Source organism: Verrucomicrobiaceae bacterium (assembly GCA_016713035.1).
Classification (GTDB): Bacteria; Verrucomicrobiota; Verrucomicrobiia; order Verrucomicrobiales; family Verrucomicrobiaceae; genus Prosthecobacter.
Window position 1 is genome coordinate 566,482 of record JADJPW010000004.1, and the last position, 14,879, is coordinate 581,360.

At 59.0% G+C, this 14,879-nt stretch carries 16 protein-coding genes and 2 pseudogenes; 8 read left to right on the forward strand and 10 right to left on the reverse strand.

Annotated elements, in window-relative coordinates:
- Nucleotides 1-46 precede the first annotated feature (46 nt).
- Together IPK32_16625 and IPK32_16630 are read left to right on the forward strand one after the other, a co-directional pair.
- The gene (locus IPK32_16625; GenBank protein ID MBK8093551.1) at nucleotides 47-400 is read left to right on the forward strand and encodes an HIT domain-containing protein; all 354 of its coding nucleotides are present in this window, start codon (nucleotides 47-49) and stop codon (nucleotides 398-400) included.
- A gap of 46 nt (nucleotides 401-446) precedes the next feature.
- Nucleotides 447-884 (forward strand): hypothetical protein, encoded by a 438-nt coding sequence (locus IPK32_16630; GenBank protein ID MBK8093552.1) that lies wholly within the window; start codon nucleotides 447-449, stop codon nucleotides 882-884.
- Here IPK32_16630 and IPK32_16635 read toward each other — a convergent pair.
- Entirely contained in the window at nucleotides 881-1,423 is a 543-nt protein-coding gene (locus IPK32_16635; protein ID MBK8093553.1) for a phosphopantothenoylcysteine decarboxylase, read from the reverse strand. The two genes, IPK32_16630 and IPK32_16635, sit on opposite strands and share 4 nt — an antisense overlap.
- A 117-nt stretch (nucleotides 1,424-1,540) precedes the next feature.
- Between IPK32_16635 and nrdR the strand changes: the two genes are divergently transcribed.
- From nrdR to IPK32_16650, 3 genes and pseudogenes are all read left to right on the forward strand, one after another.
- Entirely contained in the window at nucleotides 1,541-2,029 is a 489-nt protein-coding gene (nrdR, locus tag IPK32_16640) for a transcriptional repressor NrdR (protein MBK8093554.1), read from the forward strand.
- An 81-nt stretch (nucleotides 2,030-2,110) separates the two neighbouring features.
- Nucleotides 2,111-3,385 (forward strand): annotated as a pseudogene (locus IPK32_16645) (class I tRNA ligase family protein).
- Nucleotides 3,386-3,617: 232 nt separating this feature from the next.
- A pseudogene (locus IPK32_16650) lies at nucleotides 3,618-4,952 on the forward strand (class I tRNA ligase family protein).
- Nucleotides 4,953-4,959: 7 nt separating this feature from the next.
- On the opposite strand, the gene IPK32_16655 reads toward IPK32_16650, so the two are convergent.
- Entirely contained in the window at nucleotides 4,960-5,391 is a 432-nt protein-coding gene (locus IPK32_16655) for a DUF5069 domain-containing protein (GenBank protein MBK8093555.1), read from the reverse strand.
- Nucleotides 5,392-5,433: 42 nt separating this feature from the next.
- On the opposite strand from IPK32_16655, the gene IPK32_16660 reads away from it, so the two are divergent.
- Together IPK32_16660 and IPK32_16665 are read left to right on the forward strand one after the other, a co-directional pair.
- On the forward strand, nucleotides 5,434-6,075 hold the full coding sequence (locus IPK32_16660; GenBank protein ID MBK8093556.1) for a response regulator transcription factor: 642 nt from the start codon (nucleotides 5,434-5,436) through the stop codon (nucleotides 6,073-6,075).
- A 9-nt stretch (nucleotides 6,076-6,084) separates the two neighbouring features.
- A complete protein-coding gene (locus IPK32_16665; GenBank protein ID MBK8093557.1) occupies nucleotides 6,085-7,389 on the forward strand; it encodes a hypothetical protein in 1,305 nt (434 codons plus the stop codon).
- 307 nt (nucleotides 7,390-7,696) lie between these two features.
- On the opposite strand, the gene IPK32_16670 is transcribed toward IPK32_16665, so the two are convergent.
- Complete coding sequence (locus tag IPK32_16670) at nucleotides 7,697-7,873, reverse strand: hypothetical protein (GenBank protein ID MBK8093558.1); 177 nt, start codon at nucleotides 7,871-7,873, stop codon at nucleotides 7,697-7,699.
- A complete protein-coding gene (locus IPK32_16675) occupies nucleotides 7,870-8,400 on the reverse strand; it encodes a nucleotidyl transferase AbiEii/AbiGii toxin family protein (protein ID MBK8093559.1) in 531 nt (176 codons plus the stop codon). Before IPK32_16675 ends, IPK32_16670 begins: the two co-directional genes overlap by 4 nt.
- A gap of 91 nt (nucleotides 8,401-8,491) precedes the next feature.
- Between IPK32_16675 and IPK32_16680 the strand changes: the two genes are divergently transcribed.
- Nucleotides 8,492-9,193, forward strand: a complete 702-nt coding sequence (locus tag IPK32_16680) for a DUF1003 domain-containing protein (GenBank protein MBK8093560.1) — start codon at nucleotides 8,492-8,494, stop codon at nucleotides 9,191-9,193.
- 3 nt (nucleotides 9,194-9,196) lie between these two features.
- Here the strand turns inward: IPK32_16680 and IPK32_16685 are convergent, their stop codons facing one another.
- From IPK32_16685 to IPK32_16710, 6 genes are all read right to left on the reverse strand, one after another.
- Entirely contained in the window at nucleotides 9,197-11,224 is a 2,028-nt protein-coding gene (locus IPK32_16685) for a sulfatase-like hydrolase/transferase (protein MBK8093561.1), read from the reverse strand.
- An 84-nt stretch (nucleotides 11,225-11,308) separates the two neighbouring features.
- Complete coding sequence (locus tag IPK32_16690; protein MBK8093562.1) at nucleotides 11,309-12,037, reverse strand: DUF2490 domain-containing protein; 729 nt, start codon at nucleotides 12,035-12,037, stop codon at nucleotides 11,309-11,311.
- 38 nt (nucleotides 12,038-12,075) lie between these two features.
- Entirely contained in the window at nucleotides 12,076-13,005 is a 930-nt protein-coding gene (locus tag IPK32_16695) for an SPFH domain-containing protein (GenBank protein ID MBK8093563.1), read from the reverse strand.
- Between the two features lie 52 nt (nucleotides 13,006-13,057).
- Entirely contained in the window at nucleotides 13,058-13,735 is a 678-nt protein-coding gene (locus IPK32_16700) for a DUF4440 domain-containing protein (GenBank protein MBK8093564.1), read from the reverse strand.
- Between the two features lie 157 nt (nucleotides 13,736-13,892).
- Nucleotides 13,893-14,090 (reverse strand): hypothetical protein, encoded by a 198-nt coding sequence (locus tag IPK32_16705; GenBank protein MBK8093565.1) that lies wholly within the window; start codon nucleotides 14,088-14,090, stop codon nucleotides 13,893-13,895.
- Nucleotides 14,091-14,147: 57 nt separating this feature from the next.
- On the reverse strand, nucleotides 14,148-14,780 hold the full coding sequence (locus IPK32_16710) for a hypothetical protein (protein ID MBK8093566.1): 633 nt from the start codon (nucleotides 14,778-14,780) through the stop codon (nucleotides 14,148-14,150).
- Nucleotides 14,781-14,879: the final 99 nt, after the last annotated feature.

The following is a 14,879-nucleotide window of genomic DNA, read 5'->3' on the forward strand; positions in this document are numbered from 1 at the left end:
GTTTGCGATTTTCCCTAGCTCGGTGTAGCCTCACAGCCCTGTCTTTATGCCAGAAAAAACCATCTTCCAGAAAATCATCGACCGCGAGATCCCCGCACCCCTCGTCTATGAGGACGATCTCGTCGCCGCATTCAACGACATCAATCCCCAGGCCCCCGTGCACATGCTCATCGTGCCGAAAAAGCTCATTCCGCGTGTCGGGGAGGCTGTGGCAGACGATCAGGCCACGCTGGGGGCCCTGCTGCTCGCAGCGGGCAAAATCGCCGAAAAACTGGGCATTCGCCCGCGTGAAAAGGGCTTCCGCCTCGTCATCAACCACGGGCACGATGCCGGCGAGACCGTCCCCCACCTCCACGTCCACCTCCTGGCTGGCCGCGAGCTCACTTGGCCGCCCGGTTGAGAAAAAATGCAACTTTCGCCCGCTGCCTAGGTTTCCCCCAGTCGCTATGGAACCGCTGTCACCCCAAGATCCGATCAAACACCTGCTGGCCGATGCCCGCGAGGTGCCGGTGCGGCCGAATTTCGCCCAAAATGTGCTCCGAGCGGCCCGCCAGACGCCGCAGGATCGTGGCCTTCTCTCGGCCCTACGTGCTTGGTGGGAGGAAAAGACCACCCCGATGGGCCTCGGCCTCGCGGGAGGTGCCTTGGCGGCCCTCGTGCTCGGTTTTGCCCTCCTCAGTGGCGGCGGGGCACCATCCGCCACCGGCCCCACCGTGGCGAAAACGGCTCCTATCATCGAAAAAGTCACTCCTGTAGCCGCAGACATGCCGCTGCTCCCCGTGGCCGAAGCAGAGCTAGAGGCTCCTTTTGACACCGAGGCCCTTTTTGCCGTGCAAGACGCCTCCGAGCTCAGTGACAGCCAGATCAGCTTCCTGCTCTATTAGGCCTTGGCGCTGAGGATCGCGTCCACCGCACTCAAAATCGTCTCCACCTCCGCCAAGCGGCCCACGCCCTCGTATCCGCAGGCCAGCAGACCCTCCGCAGGCTCTACGAACTGGGCCCCAAAGCCCCGCAGCGTCTCCACATTCCGCACCGTAGCCGGATGCAGCCACATTTTCCCATTCATCGCCGGAGCGATCAAAATCGGTGCCCGTGTGGCCAGCGCGATGGCTGTCAGCGCATCATGCGCGAAGCCCTGCGCCATCGCTGCCAGCACATTCGCAGTCGCCGGCGCGATCAGCAGCAAATCTGCATCATCCGCGAGCTGGATGTGCCCCGGCTGCCAGCCCTCCTTCTCCGCAAAGAGGTCCGTAATCACCGCATGCCGTGAGAGCGTGCCCAGCGTCAGCGGAGTGATGAATTCCTGCGCTCCACGGCTCATCACACACGTCACTGAGTGCCCAGCTTTGGTGAGCTGGCTGGCGAGGTCCGCCGCCTTGTAGGCTGCGATAGAGCCCGTGATACCGAGAATGATGCGTGACATGTCTGCACAGCTTTAGCACGCCCAGCGCACGATCTAAAGCACGAACTACGAACCGCCTCTTGCCAGCATGCCCACGCAGGCCCACAGTCCGCCCCCCACTTTCACCCACACCACCGAATGCGCTGCCCGAAATGCGGAAGCTCCCAGGATAAAGTCATCGACTCACGCGAAGCGCGTGAGGGCAGCTCTATCCGCCGCCGCCGCGAGTGCATGAAATGTAACTTCCGCTTCACCACCTACGAAATCATCGAGCGCGAGGAACTCCGCGTCGTGAAGCGCAACGGTGCCCGTGAAAACTTCAATCGCGACAAGCTCCTTTCCGGTGTGCGCAAAGCCTGTGAAAAGCGCCCCGTCAAAATGGAGGACATCGAGCTCCTCGTCGATGACATCACCAATGAACTCGCGGAAGAGGGCTACAAAGAAATCCCCAGCACCGTCATCGGCGCGAAGGTGATGCACGGCCTCGAAGCCCTCGATCACGTCGCCTACGTCCGCTACGCCAGTGTTTACCGCCAGTTCGAGGACGTCGGTGCCTTCATCGACGAGATCCAGAGCCTCGGGAAGCGCCGTCTGCGTGAAAAAGGCCAGCCTGAGCTCTTCCGCTAAGCCCCGCCAGCAAAGAGGAGCAAAACTCCACGCTCCCTGCCCCTTGCTAGCTGTCGATTCTGCCCCATTTTCCGCGCCCCCATGCCCGAACTCGAGAAAACCTACTCGCCCGCCGATGTCGAAGCCCGCTGGTATCAGCGCTGGCTCGATGACAAGTGCTTTGAAGCCGATCCCGCTCGTGTGAGCGAGAAGCGCCCGGCTTATTCCATCGTCATCCCGCCGCCGAACGTCACGGGCATCCTCACGCTCGGCCATGTGCTGAACAACACCATCCAGGACATCCTCGCCCGCCGCGCCCGCATGCTGGGCAAGGAAGTGCTCTGGCTGCCCGGCACCGACCACGCCGGCATCGCCACGCAAAACGTCGTCGAGAAGACGCTGAAAAAGCAGGGCGTCATCAAGCACCGCGACGATCTGGGCCGCGAGGGCCTCGTGGCGAAGATCTGGGAGTGGAAGGAAAAGCACGGCGGCATCATCATCGAGCAGCTCAAGAAGCTCGGCGCCTCCTGCGACTGGAGCCGCGAGCGCTTCACCTTTGACGACGACTACAACGCCTGCGTCATGCGCGTGTTCGTCGATCTCTACAAAAAGGGCCTCATTTACCGTGGCAAGCGCATGGTGAACTGGTGCCCGTCCTCCCTCACCGCGCTGAGCGATGAGGAGGTCGTCATGAAGGCGCAAAACGCCATCATGTATCACTTCAAAGTCGAGGTCGTCGAGGAACCCGGCACCTGGCTCACCATCGCCACCACGCGTCCGGAGGTCATCCCGGGCGACCAAGCCATCGCCGTGAATCCGAAGGACGAGCGTTATGCCCATCTCATCGGCAAACACGTCCGCCGTCCGCTGCCGGTCGAAAATCAAGAGCTGCTGCCGATCATCGCCGATGAGCATGTCGATTTCACCTTCGGCACCGGCGTGCTGAAGGTCACGCCCGCGCATGACAAGGCCGACTTTGAGATCGCGCAGCGTCACAACCTGCCCGCCGTCGATGTCATGCATCCGAACGGCGTGCTCAACGAACTCGCTGGCAAGGACCTCGCCGGCATGGAGCGCTTCGCCGCCCGCAAACGCGCCGCCGAGCTGCTCGCGGAAATCGGCAGCCTCGTCAAAGAGGAGCCGTATCAGAACAACCTCGGCTACTCCGAGCGTGCCGACGTGCCCATCGAGAGCCGTTTGAGCGAGCAGTGGTTCCTCAAATACCCGAGCGTGAAGGAAAGCCAGGCCGTCGTGGCCAATGGCGAGATGAAATTCCACCCCGACCGCTGGGCCAAGGTCTATGACCACTGGATGACCGGCCTGCAGGATTGGTGCATCAGCCGCCAAGTCTGGTGGGGGCATCGGATTCCGGTGTGGAGCCAAGCGCGACAGCTTCCTGGACATCCCTGCCGCAATGCATGGTCGAAACATGTCAAAGGTCAGGCAATCGCGCACACCTGAAGGATAAGTTGTTCACGAAAACCGAATCCTGATCTGACTCGCCAGGACAACACCGGGAAAGCGAAGACGACTGTCGTTTCACGTCATCCAAAGAGAATGGCAGGATCAGCCGGCAATCTGATTTCAAGAAAAGGAGTTTGAGGATCTGGGCTTCACCCAAGACCCCGACGTCCTCGACACCTGGTTCAGCTCCTGGCTGTGGCCCTTCGCCACGATGGGATGGCCGGAGAAGACCTCCACACTGAAGGCTTTCTACCCGACGACCGATCTCGTCACGGGGCCGGACATCATCTTCTTCTGGGTCGCCCGCATGATCATGGCGGGCTTCGAGTGGATGGGAGAGCTGCCGTTCAAGAACGTCTATTTCACCGGCATCATCCGCGACAAGCAGGGCCGCAAGATGTCCAAATCGCTCGGCAATTCGCCCGATCCGCTGGAGCTGATCGCCAGCTACAGCGCGGATGCGTTGCGCTTCGGCATCATGCGCAGCGCCCCGCTCGGTCAGGACATCTGCTTCGACGAAAAGAACGTCGAGCTCGGCCGCAACTTCTGCACCAAGCTCTGGAACGCCGCCCGCTTCCGCCAGATGCAAGGTGGCGAGGTCGAGACCGAGATCAGCGCCGCCCTGCTCAGCAGCGACGACAAATGGATCCTCCTGCGCCTCAACACCGCCATCGCCGAAGTCAGCACCGCTTTGGAAGAATACCGCTTCAGCGACGCCACCGCCACGCTCTACCGCTTCTTCTGGAGCGAGTATTGCGACTGGTACATCGAGGCCAGCAAGGCCGTGCTGCAAGGCAGCGATGAGAAGCGCAAGGCCAACACCCTCGCCGTCATCGACTTCGTGCTCGGCCACACGCTGCGTCTATTCCATCCCTTCATGCCCTTCATCACCGAAGAGCTGTGGCACGGCATGGGCTTCAACGCCGACCTTCCCGACAACCAAGGCGGCAAGAGCATCATGTTCGCCGTTTGGCCGAAGCCTCTCGATGCGGACGAACTCGCCCACTTCGGCATCCTTCCCGAGGACGAACAGGCCGCGAACGACAAGTACAAGGCCGTCGAGCTTGGTCGTGGCCTCAAGAGCACTTTCAACATCAACAAGAAGGTGCGTTTCGTGCTCAAACCGGCCTCCGAGCTGCCCGCGCACGAAATCGAGGTCCTGCGCATCCTTCTCAACGCCGAGCCTCTGGAAGTCGATTCGGCCTTCCAGCCGAAAAAAGGCACTCCAGCGGCCCTCACGCCTCTGGGAGAGCTTTTCCTGCCTCTCGACGGTTTGATCGACGTGGAGGCCGAAACGGCTCGAGTGAGCAAGGAGATCGCCAAAGTGCAGTCGGAGCTGGAAAAGGTCCGTGCGAAGCTCGCCGACACGAATTTCACCTCCAAAGTGCCGCAGAAGGTCCTCGACGATCACACGCAGCGCGAGGCCGATTGGGCCGCACAGCTCGCGAAGCTCCAAACCATGCTCGAAGCACTGGGTTGATGGCTCATCAGGCCTTCCGGCCCTCTTCCACATCCATCAGATCAAAGAAGACCTGAATGTCCTCGCGGTGACCGAGGCCAGCCTCTTCTTTTTGCTTCTGGAGTCCAGCGGAGGCGGCATCGCACCAGCCGCGCTTATTCATGAAGCCGTTCCAGATTTCCATCTGCTCGGCATCAGGGCGGCGGCCATTTTGAAAGCACCACTCCAGCACTTCCTCATCCGTGCCGCCTTCCAGCGTGCGCTTTGTCAGATCCTCAAAGCTCACGCCTAGGAACCGGCACACGCGGTCATCAAAGGTGCGATTCCCCGACATGAAGCCCAGGTGATACCCTTCTGGTAGATTACCCTCACGGGCAAAGTAACGAATCTTGTCCAAGATACGGCCAAACACCGCGATGCCGCCGACAGTGTCACGAGGGGAACGAAAAGGAAAAGCCATGCGTACTCTTTAGTACAGCTCTAGCATCCGTCAATCTCCCCTATGGCCGCTAAACAAACACGCATCCTCCTTGCTGACGACCACGCTGTTGTACGGAATGGCTTCCGCGCCCTGCTGGCCGCGCAGTGGGATATGGACGTCGTCGGCGAGGCCTCGAATGGCCGCGAAGCAGTCGAGATGGCGGAAAAACTCACCCCCGATGTCGTGGTGATGGATGTGACGATGCCAGAGCTCAACGGCATCGAGGCCGCGCGGCAGATCACCAAGATGCAACCGAAGACCCGCATCCTCGCTCTGAGCATGCAGAAGGACGGCGTGTATGTCCGTGAGATGCTCCGAGCAGGCGCGAAGGGCTACTTGCTCAAAGATTGCGATGAAAAGGACTTCCTCGCCGCTGTGCGTGCCGTGGCCGTCGGCAAGGGCTGGCTCAGTCCCGAAGTCAGCGACGCCGTGCTCGATGACTACCGGAAGCACGTCACCAATCCCATAGATCTGCTCTCCCCGCGTGAGCGTGAGGTGCTGCAAATGATCGCCGAGAGCAAAACGAACAAGGAGATCGCCACCGCGCTGAATTTGAGCGTGTACACCGTCGAGGCGCATCGCGGCCGCATCATGGAAAAGCTCAATCTGCACTCCATCGGCGAGCTGGTGCGCTTCGCCATCCGCAACGGCCTCATCGACTGACCTTTCGCCATGATCTCCCGCCAGCTCCCCTTCAGCCGCAGCATCACCGAGCGCACGGTGCTGTGGGCGCTGGTGATCGGTTTCGGCCTCGTCATGGTGCTGCTGGGCATGGCCGGCCTCGTGGCCGTGCGGGACAGCCATGCCATCCGCCGGAACGCGGCCGGGCTGGTGAAGGAGCAGCTCCTCATCGCTCGCCTGCTCTATGAAGTACAGGCAGAGGAAGATGCGCTGGCGCATGTGCTGCACCTGCTAGTCAAAACAGAAAACGTCGGAGCACGCAGCCGCATGCTGGAGGACCTGAAGGAAGCGGACCGCGATGTGTCACGCCTAGCGGCAGAAGCGGCGCAAACACCCCAAGCAGAACAGTGGCATCTACTGGCACTGGCGACGCAGGATTTTTCAACCACAGCCCGGCAGGCACTCGATTACGAAGGGCCGCTGCCGAAAGACCTGCTCGAATCTCTCTTTTCGAGCCACGATGAGGTGGTGAAGCTCATTCACGATCTGATTCTACAAAGCACCCGCCATCTTTCCGAAGTAAACCAGGAGATCGAGGCGCAGCTGAAAGACCTAGCGGACGAGTCGAAGCTCTTGCTCGGCGCTTGTTTCGTGTTTGCCATGCTGTGCGCCATCCTGACGATTCGCTTTGTGCGTCACAGCATCCATCGCATCCGCTGGCAGTCCGATGAGCTGAATCGCGTCTCGTGGCACATGCTGCAAACGCAGGAGGAGGCCGCTCGCCGCTTCTCCCATGAGCTGCATGACGAGCTGGGCCAGTCACTCGCCGCCGTGCGCTCCAATCTCACGCGTGGAGCCACCCACGACCTCGATTCCCTCCGCACCGACTGCCTGCATCTCGTCGATGAATCCATCGCCAATGTGCGTGAGCTCTCCCAACTGCTGCGCCCCGTCATTCTCGACGATTTTGGCCTCGAAGCCGGCCTGCGTTGGCTGGCAGAAAAATTTGCGCAACGCACGCGGATCAAAGTGGACTGTGACTTGGCCTGCCCCGGCCGTTTTGCTGATGAAACGGAGACACATCTCTTCCGCATCGCACAAGAAGCACTGACGAACATCGCCCGTCATGCCGAGGCTGGCCATGTGACCATCCAGCTCGCTCTCGAAGGCAAAAACATCCGCCTCAGCATCGTCGATGACGGCAAAGGCCTGCCTGCGGATGAATCCGAAGCCCCGCCGAGCCTCGGCATGGTCGGCATGCGAGCTAGAGCCCGCCAATGCGGCGGCGAACTCAGCGTCACCCCCGCCCAACCGAGTGGTGTGCGCATCGAGGCCGTGGTGCCACTGCGGCAGTGAAATCGAGCCACTCATGTAGAACATGCCCTTTTACTCTTCGTTTTTCCGAATCAGATCACGAACGCTGGCGCGGAACCTTTCGAGGTGCTCAGAATCAGTTCCTCTGGGCTGCGCCTCGAGGAATACTCGCCAGCGCTTCAAGTAAATCTGTCTGGAACCCTGGCATAAACATATGCGTCATGCTGTTGCAGAACGTCTGCTGGAGTCATGTAGTTTTTACCTGGGATTCTGTCTTCGAACGAAAGACGACGATGAAAACCGTGCTGAGCAACAGCAGAATCGCTCCGGTAGATTTCATGAGGAAAAATTACAACCAGAACATCACGTTCACAGGCGGGGAGGAGCCACGATCCTCACCGGGCTTCCAGCGCAGGGCCTGCTCACGTTCGATCCAGGCATCGTTAACTTCGGCGGGCAGACGCTCGTGGTCCGGAAGCCATTCGGTGACTTCCGGGAGATCCAGTTCGAGGACGACGGGGTTCATGAGACGAGGTGACTGAATTTCGGGAAGAGTTGCTGGCAGCCGTATTTGGTAAAAAGCGCCTCAAGGTCCGTTTTGTCAAGCACGCCGGGATTCAGCCGGAGCAACTCGGCCACATCGCGTCCATCTTTTTCGAGGCGCTCCCCGTTGCTCTTCATGGCGTGCAGTTTGAGGGCAATGAGACTCGGGATGCTCGGCACACGCAGGGAAACCGTACCGATCTCGAAGATTTTGCTATCCATGAGCAGCTTCTCAAAGGTTTCTGGACTCACGTACATAACATCCACATCGTCAGCCATCATTGACGAGTGCTTCCACCGTGAAAAAACGGCGGTTTCAGCAAACTTCGAATAACCGATGCGGGTGAGTAGATCGCTCATCACTGGAATGTCCTGCGTCGCCACGAGGAAATCGACATCCTTGGTGAATCGCACGAGTCCATGAGCCTCCAGTGAACGTCCGCCGATGAGGAGGAGCCTCAGCTCGCCGCGGCGCTCGGCTCGCATCAAGAATTCGGTCAAAGATTGCATGCCCTGAGTATGCCGCCAGATCACCGAGGCTCAAGGCGTGACTTCAATGTGGTTGGGGCAATAACCCAAAGAGGGTGTATGAAGTCAGAGAATGAATACTCCCTCCCAGCTCCGGTGTGCGATCAGTGGTAAAGCGATAACTTCTAGCGACTCCATGGCATGCACGGCTTTACGGCCGTTGTTGCTTCAGTTCATCCGCAAAGCGCACCCAGACATCAAAGATGCAGATTACATCGAAACGAAGGTGCTGGCCGACCTGAAGGCCGCGTATGTCGAGGATGCGTTGAGTGAGGAGCTGGGTGAGATCACGGACTTGGAGCGTGAGGTCATCAAAAGTCTGCGAGAGCATGAGATTGTCTCCGCGAGTCCTGCGGAAAAGAATGACGAGAGGACGATTGGTGAGCGATTGTCGGATCGGATCGCGGAGCTGGGAGGGAGCTGGGCTTTTATCATCGGCTTTGGCCTGTTTTTGCTGCTTTGGGTGCTTGTGAACACGCTGGTGTGGGCCACGCATCCGCCTGATCCGTATCCGTGCATTTTCCTGAACCTGATCCTCTCCTGCATCGCTGCCTTACAGGCACCAGTGATCATGATGAGCCAGAACCGCCAGGAAATACGCGACCGCCAACAGGCAGAGCAGGACTACAAGATCAATCTGAAGGCCGAGCTGGAGATCCGCCACCTACATGAGAAGATGGACCACCTGCTGCATCATCACAGCCAGCGGCTGCTGGAGATTCAGCAGATCCAGACGGACCTGCTGCGGCAGTTGGTGGCCGAGCGGGGGAACTGAGGCTCAATTTGCCAACTGGAACTGACGATGCGTGTAGAGGTCGTCGGCGACTTGAAAGAGGGAGACGCCGTCGTCGCGGATGGCTTCAAAGGCGGTGTCTGGGTCGGAGATGCGCTTCATGAAGACGGAGCCGGCATCGCCGTGCCAGTATTCGACGGTTTTGTTTAGCCCGAGGACGGCCTGCATCTTGTCATGATAGACTGCGATGCTGCGATTGTGGTGCATGAGGCTGCGGTCGCGCTCAGCAGCGCCCTCTTTGAGCAGATCGTGGCCGAAAAAGAGGCTGCGATAGGGGCGCCCGATCATGCCGAGGATGGTCGGAATGAGGTCGAGCTGGCAGCCTTGAATGTCGCATAGCTGCGGTGCCTTGATGAGACCGGGTGCGACGATGATACAGGGGATCTGGTAGCTTTTGAGCGGAATGGTCTGCCGACCATAGACGCGAGCACCGTGATCCGCGATGACGACAAAGATGGTGTCGTTCCAGAAAGCTTCCTTGCGAGCGCGGTCAAAGAAGTCACCGAGAGCCCAATCGGCATATTTGACGGCATGTTCGCGATTATGGGCATTGGGGGCCTCTGGAATGCGGCCCGCCGGGAAAGTGAATGGGCGATGATTGGTGACGGTAAGGAAGGTGCTGAGGAAGGGCTTGCCGGTTTCATGCAGCTTGCGCATTTCGAGGATGCCACGCTGGAGCAGATCTTCATCGCTGACGCCCCAGGCGGTGCGGAAGGCTGGATTTTCAAAGTCGTTTTCCTCCACGATGCTGTCCCATCCATTGTGCAAAGCGTAGTTCTTGATGAAATCAAAGGTGCCGTGCCCGGCATAGAGGAACTGGGTGCTGTAGCCGTCACGTTTGAGCACCCGGGCGATGGTTTCGACGTTCTCCGTTTTGTCGCGGGCGAGGATGCTGTCACCTGGCAGGGGCGGGATGCTGGAAAAGATGGCCTCCATGCCGCGGATGGTGCGATTGCCATCGGCGAGCATATGGGTAAAGAGCAGGCCCTCCTTTGCGGCGAGCGCATCCATGCGAGGCGTGAGGGACGGGCCTTCACGCCCGAGGCAGCCCCAGAACTCGCTACCAAGGCTCTCCTCAGCGATGATGCAGACGTTATACTTCTTGCGCGTGGCATCTCCAGCGACGTCGCGGGTGATGGAGTCACGCGCGGCTTTTATCCACTGATCCTCTGCCTCTGGGGTGAGTGGCTCGGAGGGGAGCGGTGGCGGCTCTGGGGCGATGAAGGTGGCTCCAGGCTCGGCGAGGAGCTTCCGGGCTCGCAGAAAGGCCTCACGGCGGTTCAGGGTGAGGTAAAAGGCTTTGTACTCGAGATTCCGTGTCCACGCGGCATCCGCAGCGCTGGCCCAGCCGTTGTTGGCGAGCTGGTTGACGACGCGTTGGCGGCTAAAAGACGTTTCGACATGTAAAATGCTCAGGTAGGCCAAGAGGCAGACGAGGGCGGCGAGGCCGATCAATTTGAGTTTGGAGGAGAAAGCGTGCTTTTGCCAAACGGGCCTAAATTTGACGAACCCGAACCACGCGATGAAAACACCGCCCAAGAGGCATGCTGTGCCGATGAGCGGCAGTGGGTAGCTTTCACGCAGATTGGTGAAGACCTCATGCGGATAGACGAGGTAGTCGATGGCGACGGTGTTGAAGCGGCTGTCGAATTCAGTAAAGAAGAACCATTCACTGATGACGAGGAAGACCCCTACGGTGCAACCGACAGTGACGGCGATGCGGAAAAGCACCTTCCATATCGCTTTCCAAGCTCGGATGCCTACCAGTCTCAGCAAGAGGGCCGGCAGTGCCGCAATCAACGTGGTGAAAAAGGCGCTGAGGCCGATGAGCACCGCGCTGCCGATGAGCGCCCAGGCGAGATCAATGTGCAGACCGGCGAGAAACAGCTTCAGCGTCTCAGAGGCACCGGTGTCTGTAGGTGCAAAGTACCACCACAGAGAGAGACGCAGTAGCGACCAGAATAAGAAAGCCATGCCCGCGAAGTAGAGTGGGAAACGTAGTTGTGTGGTCATGCGAGCTGGAATGGTGCCGGAAAACAGCGAGCCGTAATGCGCCCGTCATATGTCTGCCAAGTTACCGTGTGGTAATGATGCAGATCAAAGTTTGCTGCCGAAGGGCCACTTCGACATCAGCCACACGGCGGCGGTGTGGTTGTTTTCCCAGACGATGCCGCCACGGCGCTGCACGGTCTGCTCCATGAAGCCGACTTCGAGCTTGGTCGTCGGGCTGAGCTGGCGACCGAGGCCGATGAAGGCGCGGTTTTGATCGAGGTAGTTCATGGAGACGTTGCTACCGAAATTGAAGAACACTTCGTCCCAAAGAGCGAGATACCACTTTTTATCGCTGCTGAGCGGCACGGTGGTGCGCAGCATGTAGCGGATGCGGTTTTCGTAGCGCCAGTTGGTGACATCACCAGTGGCGGGATTGACTTCGCCGATGCGGCGCTGCTCCAAACGGAGGCGGTGAGTCCAGTCGAGGCCGAGGGCCTTGTGCGTGTAGGTGGCCTGCTCCCAGAGTCGATGCTCGGGGAACTCGGCGGCGACGGGGATGTCGCCATACGGATGCGTCTCGACCCACGCATAACCCGCTGTGAGCGTCAAAGCGGGGCTGAGGGTGTAATTGATGCCGGGGCGCAGGAGAAGCTGCTGCCAGTTTTCACCCATGTCGGCACGGCGAAACTGAGACTCGAGGTGCAGTCCCCACTTACTGCCAAAGAGCGGATGATCACCGACGTAGTTGAGCCAGAGGTTGTCGTTCGACTCGGTGTGGTCGGCAGCGCAGAGGCTGCCGACGAACGCCAAGAGGATGAAAAGGGCACGTTTCATGGAAAAGCGGCTCTGCAATGCGCCGCGTTGTTGGCAGATCAATGTCCAGCGCCTTCGAGTGAGCGCTTGTCGAGCGTCTTGAGAGCCTGCATCTGCTTGATCGTGCGCTCCATGCCTTCGTTGGAGCCGTCGAAGAACATGACGTTGCCTTTGCCGTGCTCGGAGATGTATTTCATGCCGTCGAGCCACATGGTGAAGAGCATGAAGCCGGGAGGCACTTCGCCGGCCTGCATGGTTTTGCCGGCGTTGGCGAGACCTTCGGCGACTTGCTCGCGGAAGCGGGCGTTGCCAGCACCTTTGAGCTCAGAGGCTTCTTTTTCGGCCTCAGCTTTGACGCGGATGGCGCGGGCCTCGGCCTCGGCGGCGCGGGTTTTGATGAGGTATTGGGCCTGGGCTTCGTTCTCAGCGGCCATCTTCATGTTGTTGCTGGAAACGACCTGCGACATGGAGCGCATGATGGCTTCATCAAAGGAGATGTCGTTGATCTGAAGGTCGAGAAGGTGGAAGCCCCAGCTGTTGAGCGCTTCTTCGAGGTGATCCTTCACGGCACCGATGATCTCGGAGCGCAAAACGAGGATTTCGGCCTGCTTTTTGTTCGCGACATAGGAGCGGATACTGCCTTCGACGCTGCGGACGAGGGTCTGCATGAAGCTCTTCTCGTCGATGAAGCGGAAGGCGATCTTCTTGATGGTCTCTTCACCGGCGTCCTGGGCGGAGTACACGATGAGCGATTTGAAGTTCACATAGGCTTGGTCGAGCGAGATGGCCTCGAATTCGAGTTCGATGGACTGGTTCTGCGTGGAGATGCTCTTAAAGACGCCCTCCAGCAGTGGTAGCTTGAAGTTGAGGCCCGGCAGCATGAGGCGCTGGTATTTGCCAAAGCGGGTGACGACTCCCACATGGCCCTGTTTGATGACAGAGACGCTGAGAAGGATGATAACGATGAGGATGACGACGGCGGGGATCATGGGACTTGGTTTTGTTGGATGTTTTTTGGAAAGGCGATGTTTGGAGATGGAATCAGGCGGGGAATTCGGAGGAGTGGTGCTCAAGGATGAACCAGCCGGTCTTTTCCTTTTTGCAGACGAAGGAGTAGCGGGCGGGCACGCTGATGAGCTCCTTCTTGCGCTTGAAGGTGAAGACGTATTTGCCGGACTGGATGTGGATTTCCTTGTATTGGCGCACCTCGCCGGTCTCGAACTTCACGTGCACGTCTTCCAGTTCAAAGAGATGCTCGAAGTAGCCTTTGATCTTGTGGTGGCCTTCACGCAGCTCCTTGGCGAAGGTGCCCCATAGCAGGCCGTTCATGTCGTAGCAGCCGACGACGGCAGGCAGGCTGTGATTGTTGACGCCAAAGGCCCAGTCATTGATGAAGTCGGTCAGATTCTTCTTATCAGCTGCATTGTGACTGATGGTGCTGAAGCGCAGGCCGCCGATCTGCTTGTCTTTGTGAACGAGCTTGGTGTCCGTGCTGCGCGGATCGACGTCTTCGCCAAATCTGCGAGCAAACTTTCTCAGGATGTCGATCAGCGGAATGTGGTCGTGGCGGAAGATGACGAAGTTGATGAAGAGGTGCACCACGAGCACAATGATCAAAGCTTCCAAGATGCCCTCCGTGTAGGTCAGGATGCCGCAAAACAGGGCCAGCAGCAGGGCATACATCCCGTGAGACGCGACATGCACCAACCCGGCGATCATCCTCCAACCAGTAAAAATCATCAGCACCGGCGAGTGCGAAATAGGGCAGATGCGCCAGCAAGTTCGAGGATCCAGAATAGAAGATGAGCAGCACGAGGCCGGTGAATAGGTTCGAGATCTTGGTAACGGCACCGGCCAAGGCATTCGTGGCGGAGGCCTAAGGCCATCCAGGTTGGTCATGCCACCAAAAAAGCTGGAACCGAGATTTGGCGAGCCAGATCGCGAGCAGACTGTTATTGGAGTTTGCGGGTCGGCCCAGTGGATCAAGCTTTTCGATGGCGGCGTTGCTCAACACCTGCTCGATCACGTCGATCAGCGAAAGCATAAACGCATAGGCCATGATCTCCACCAGCATCTTGGGAGGCGAACATTGAAGTCTGGAATCGGTATCGCCAGCTTGATGGGTGAAAGCTCAATGTGGAGCATCGGCACCTCCATGTAGATGCCGCAGACGACGCCCAAGACGATCACTGCGACATACGGAACGGCAGGAAGCTTGGCCTTGTATTTTCCGAAGAGATGCAGGAAGAGCGCGAGTGGCCATGGAGAGTCCCATCATTTTGATCCGCTCCATGCTCATCCACTCGTGACCCTCGCCTAGAATGCCGTAGGTGTAAGGCAGGAACTTGAGCGCCGTCTTGAGTCCGATACCCGCGAGCAGGCCTTCGACCAAATAAACCGGAATCACCTCGGGTGCCAGGCCCGCTGCGACGCCTGGGGTGCCGACGTAGTTGCCCGGCTTGAACAGAAAGGTGACGAAACCGATCACGCAGGCGAAAACCACGGTGAGCAAGCCAGTCTGAATCGGATACTCCGACATCAAACAGATACCGACTGTGAGCGGCACAGCGACCAGGCCGGTGACCGTGCCGGCCAGCGCATCGCGACGTAGATTTTCGAGCGTGAAGATCGCGGGCTTCTTCGCCTTTTCTGCAATGAGCAGATCACTCGCCAGCGGCTTCTTGCGCTTTGGTGGATGCGGATGGTAGTCCACCACCGAGGCTGTTGTCGGATGAACGAGGGCGGGGTCGGCAGGGTGAGACATTACTTGGGGAAAGGCGTGAAGGACTTGCCCTCAATAACCACCTTCACCCTCCAAAACCCATCCCCTTGAGAGGGGATAATGCACCCCCATCAGGGGCTA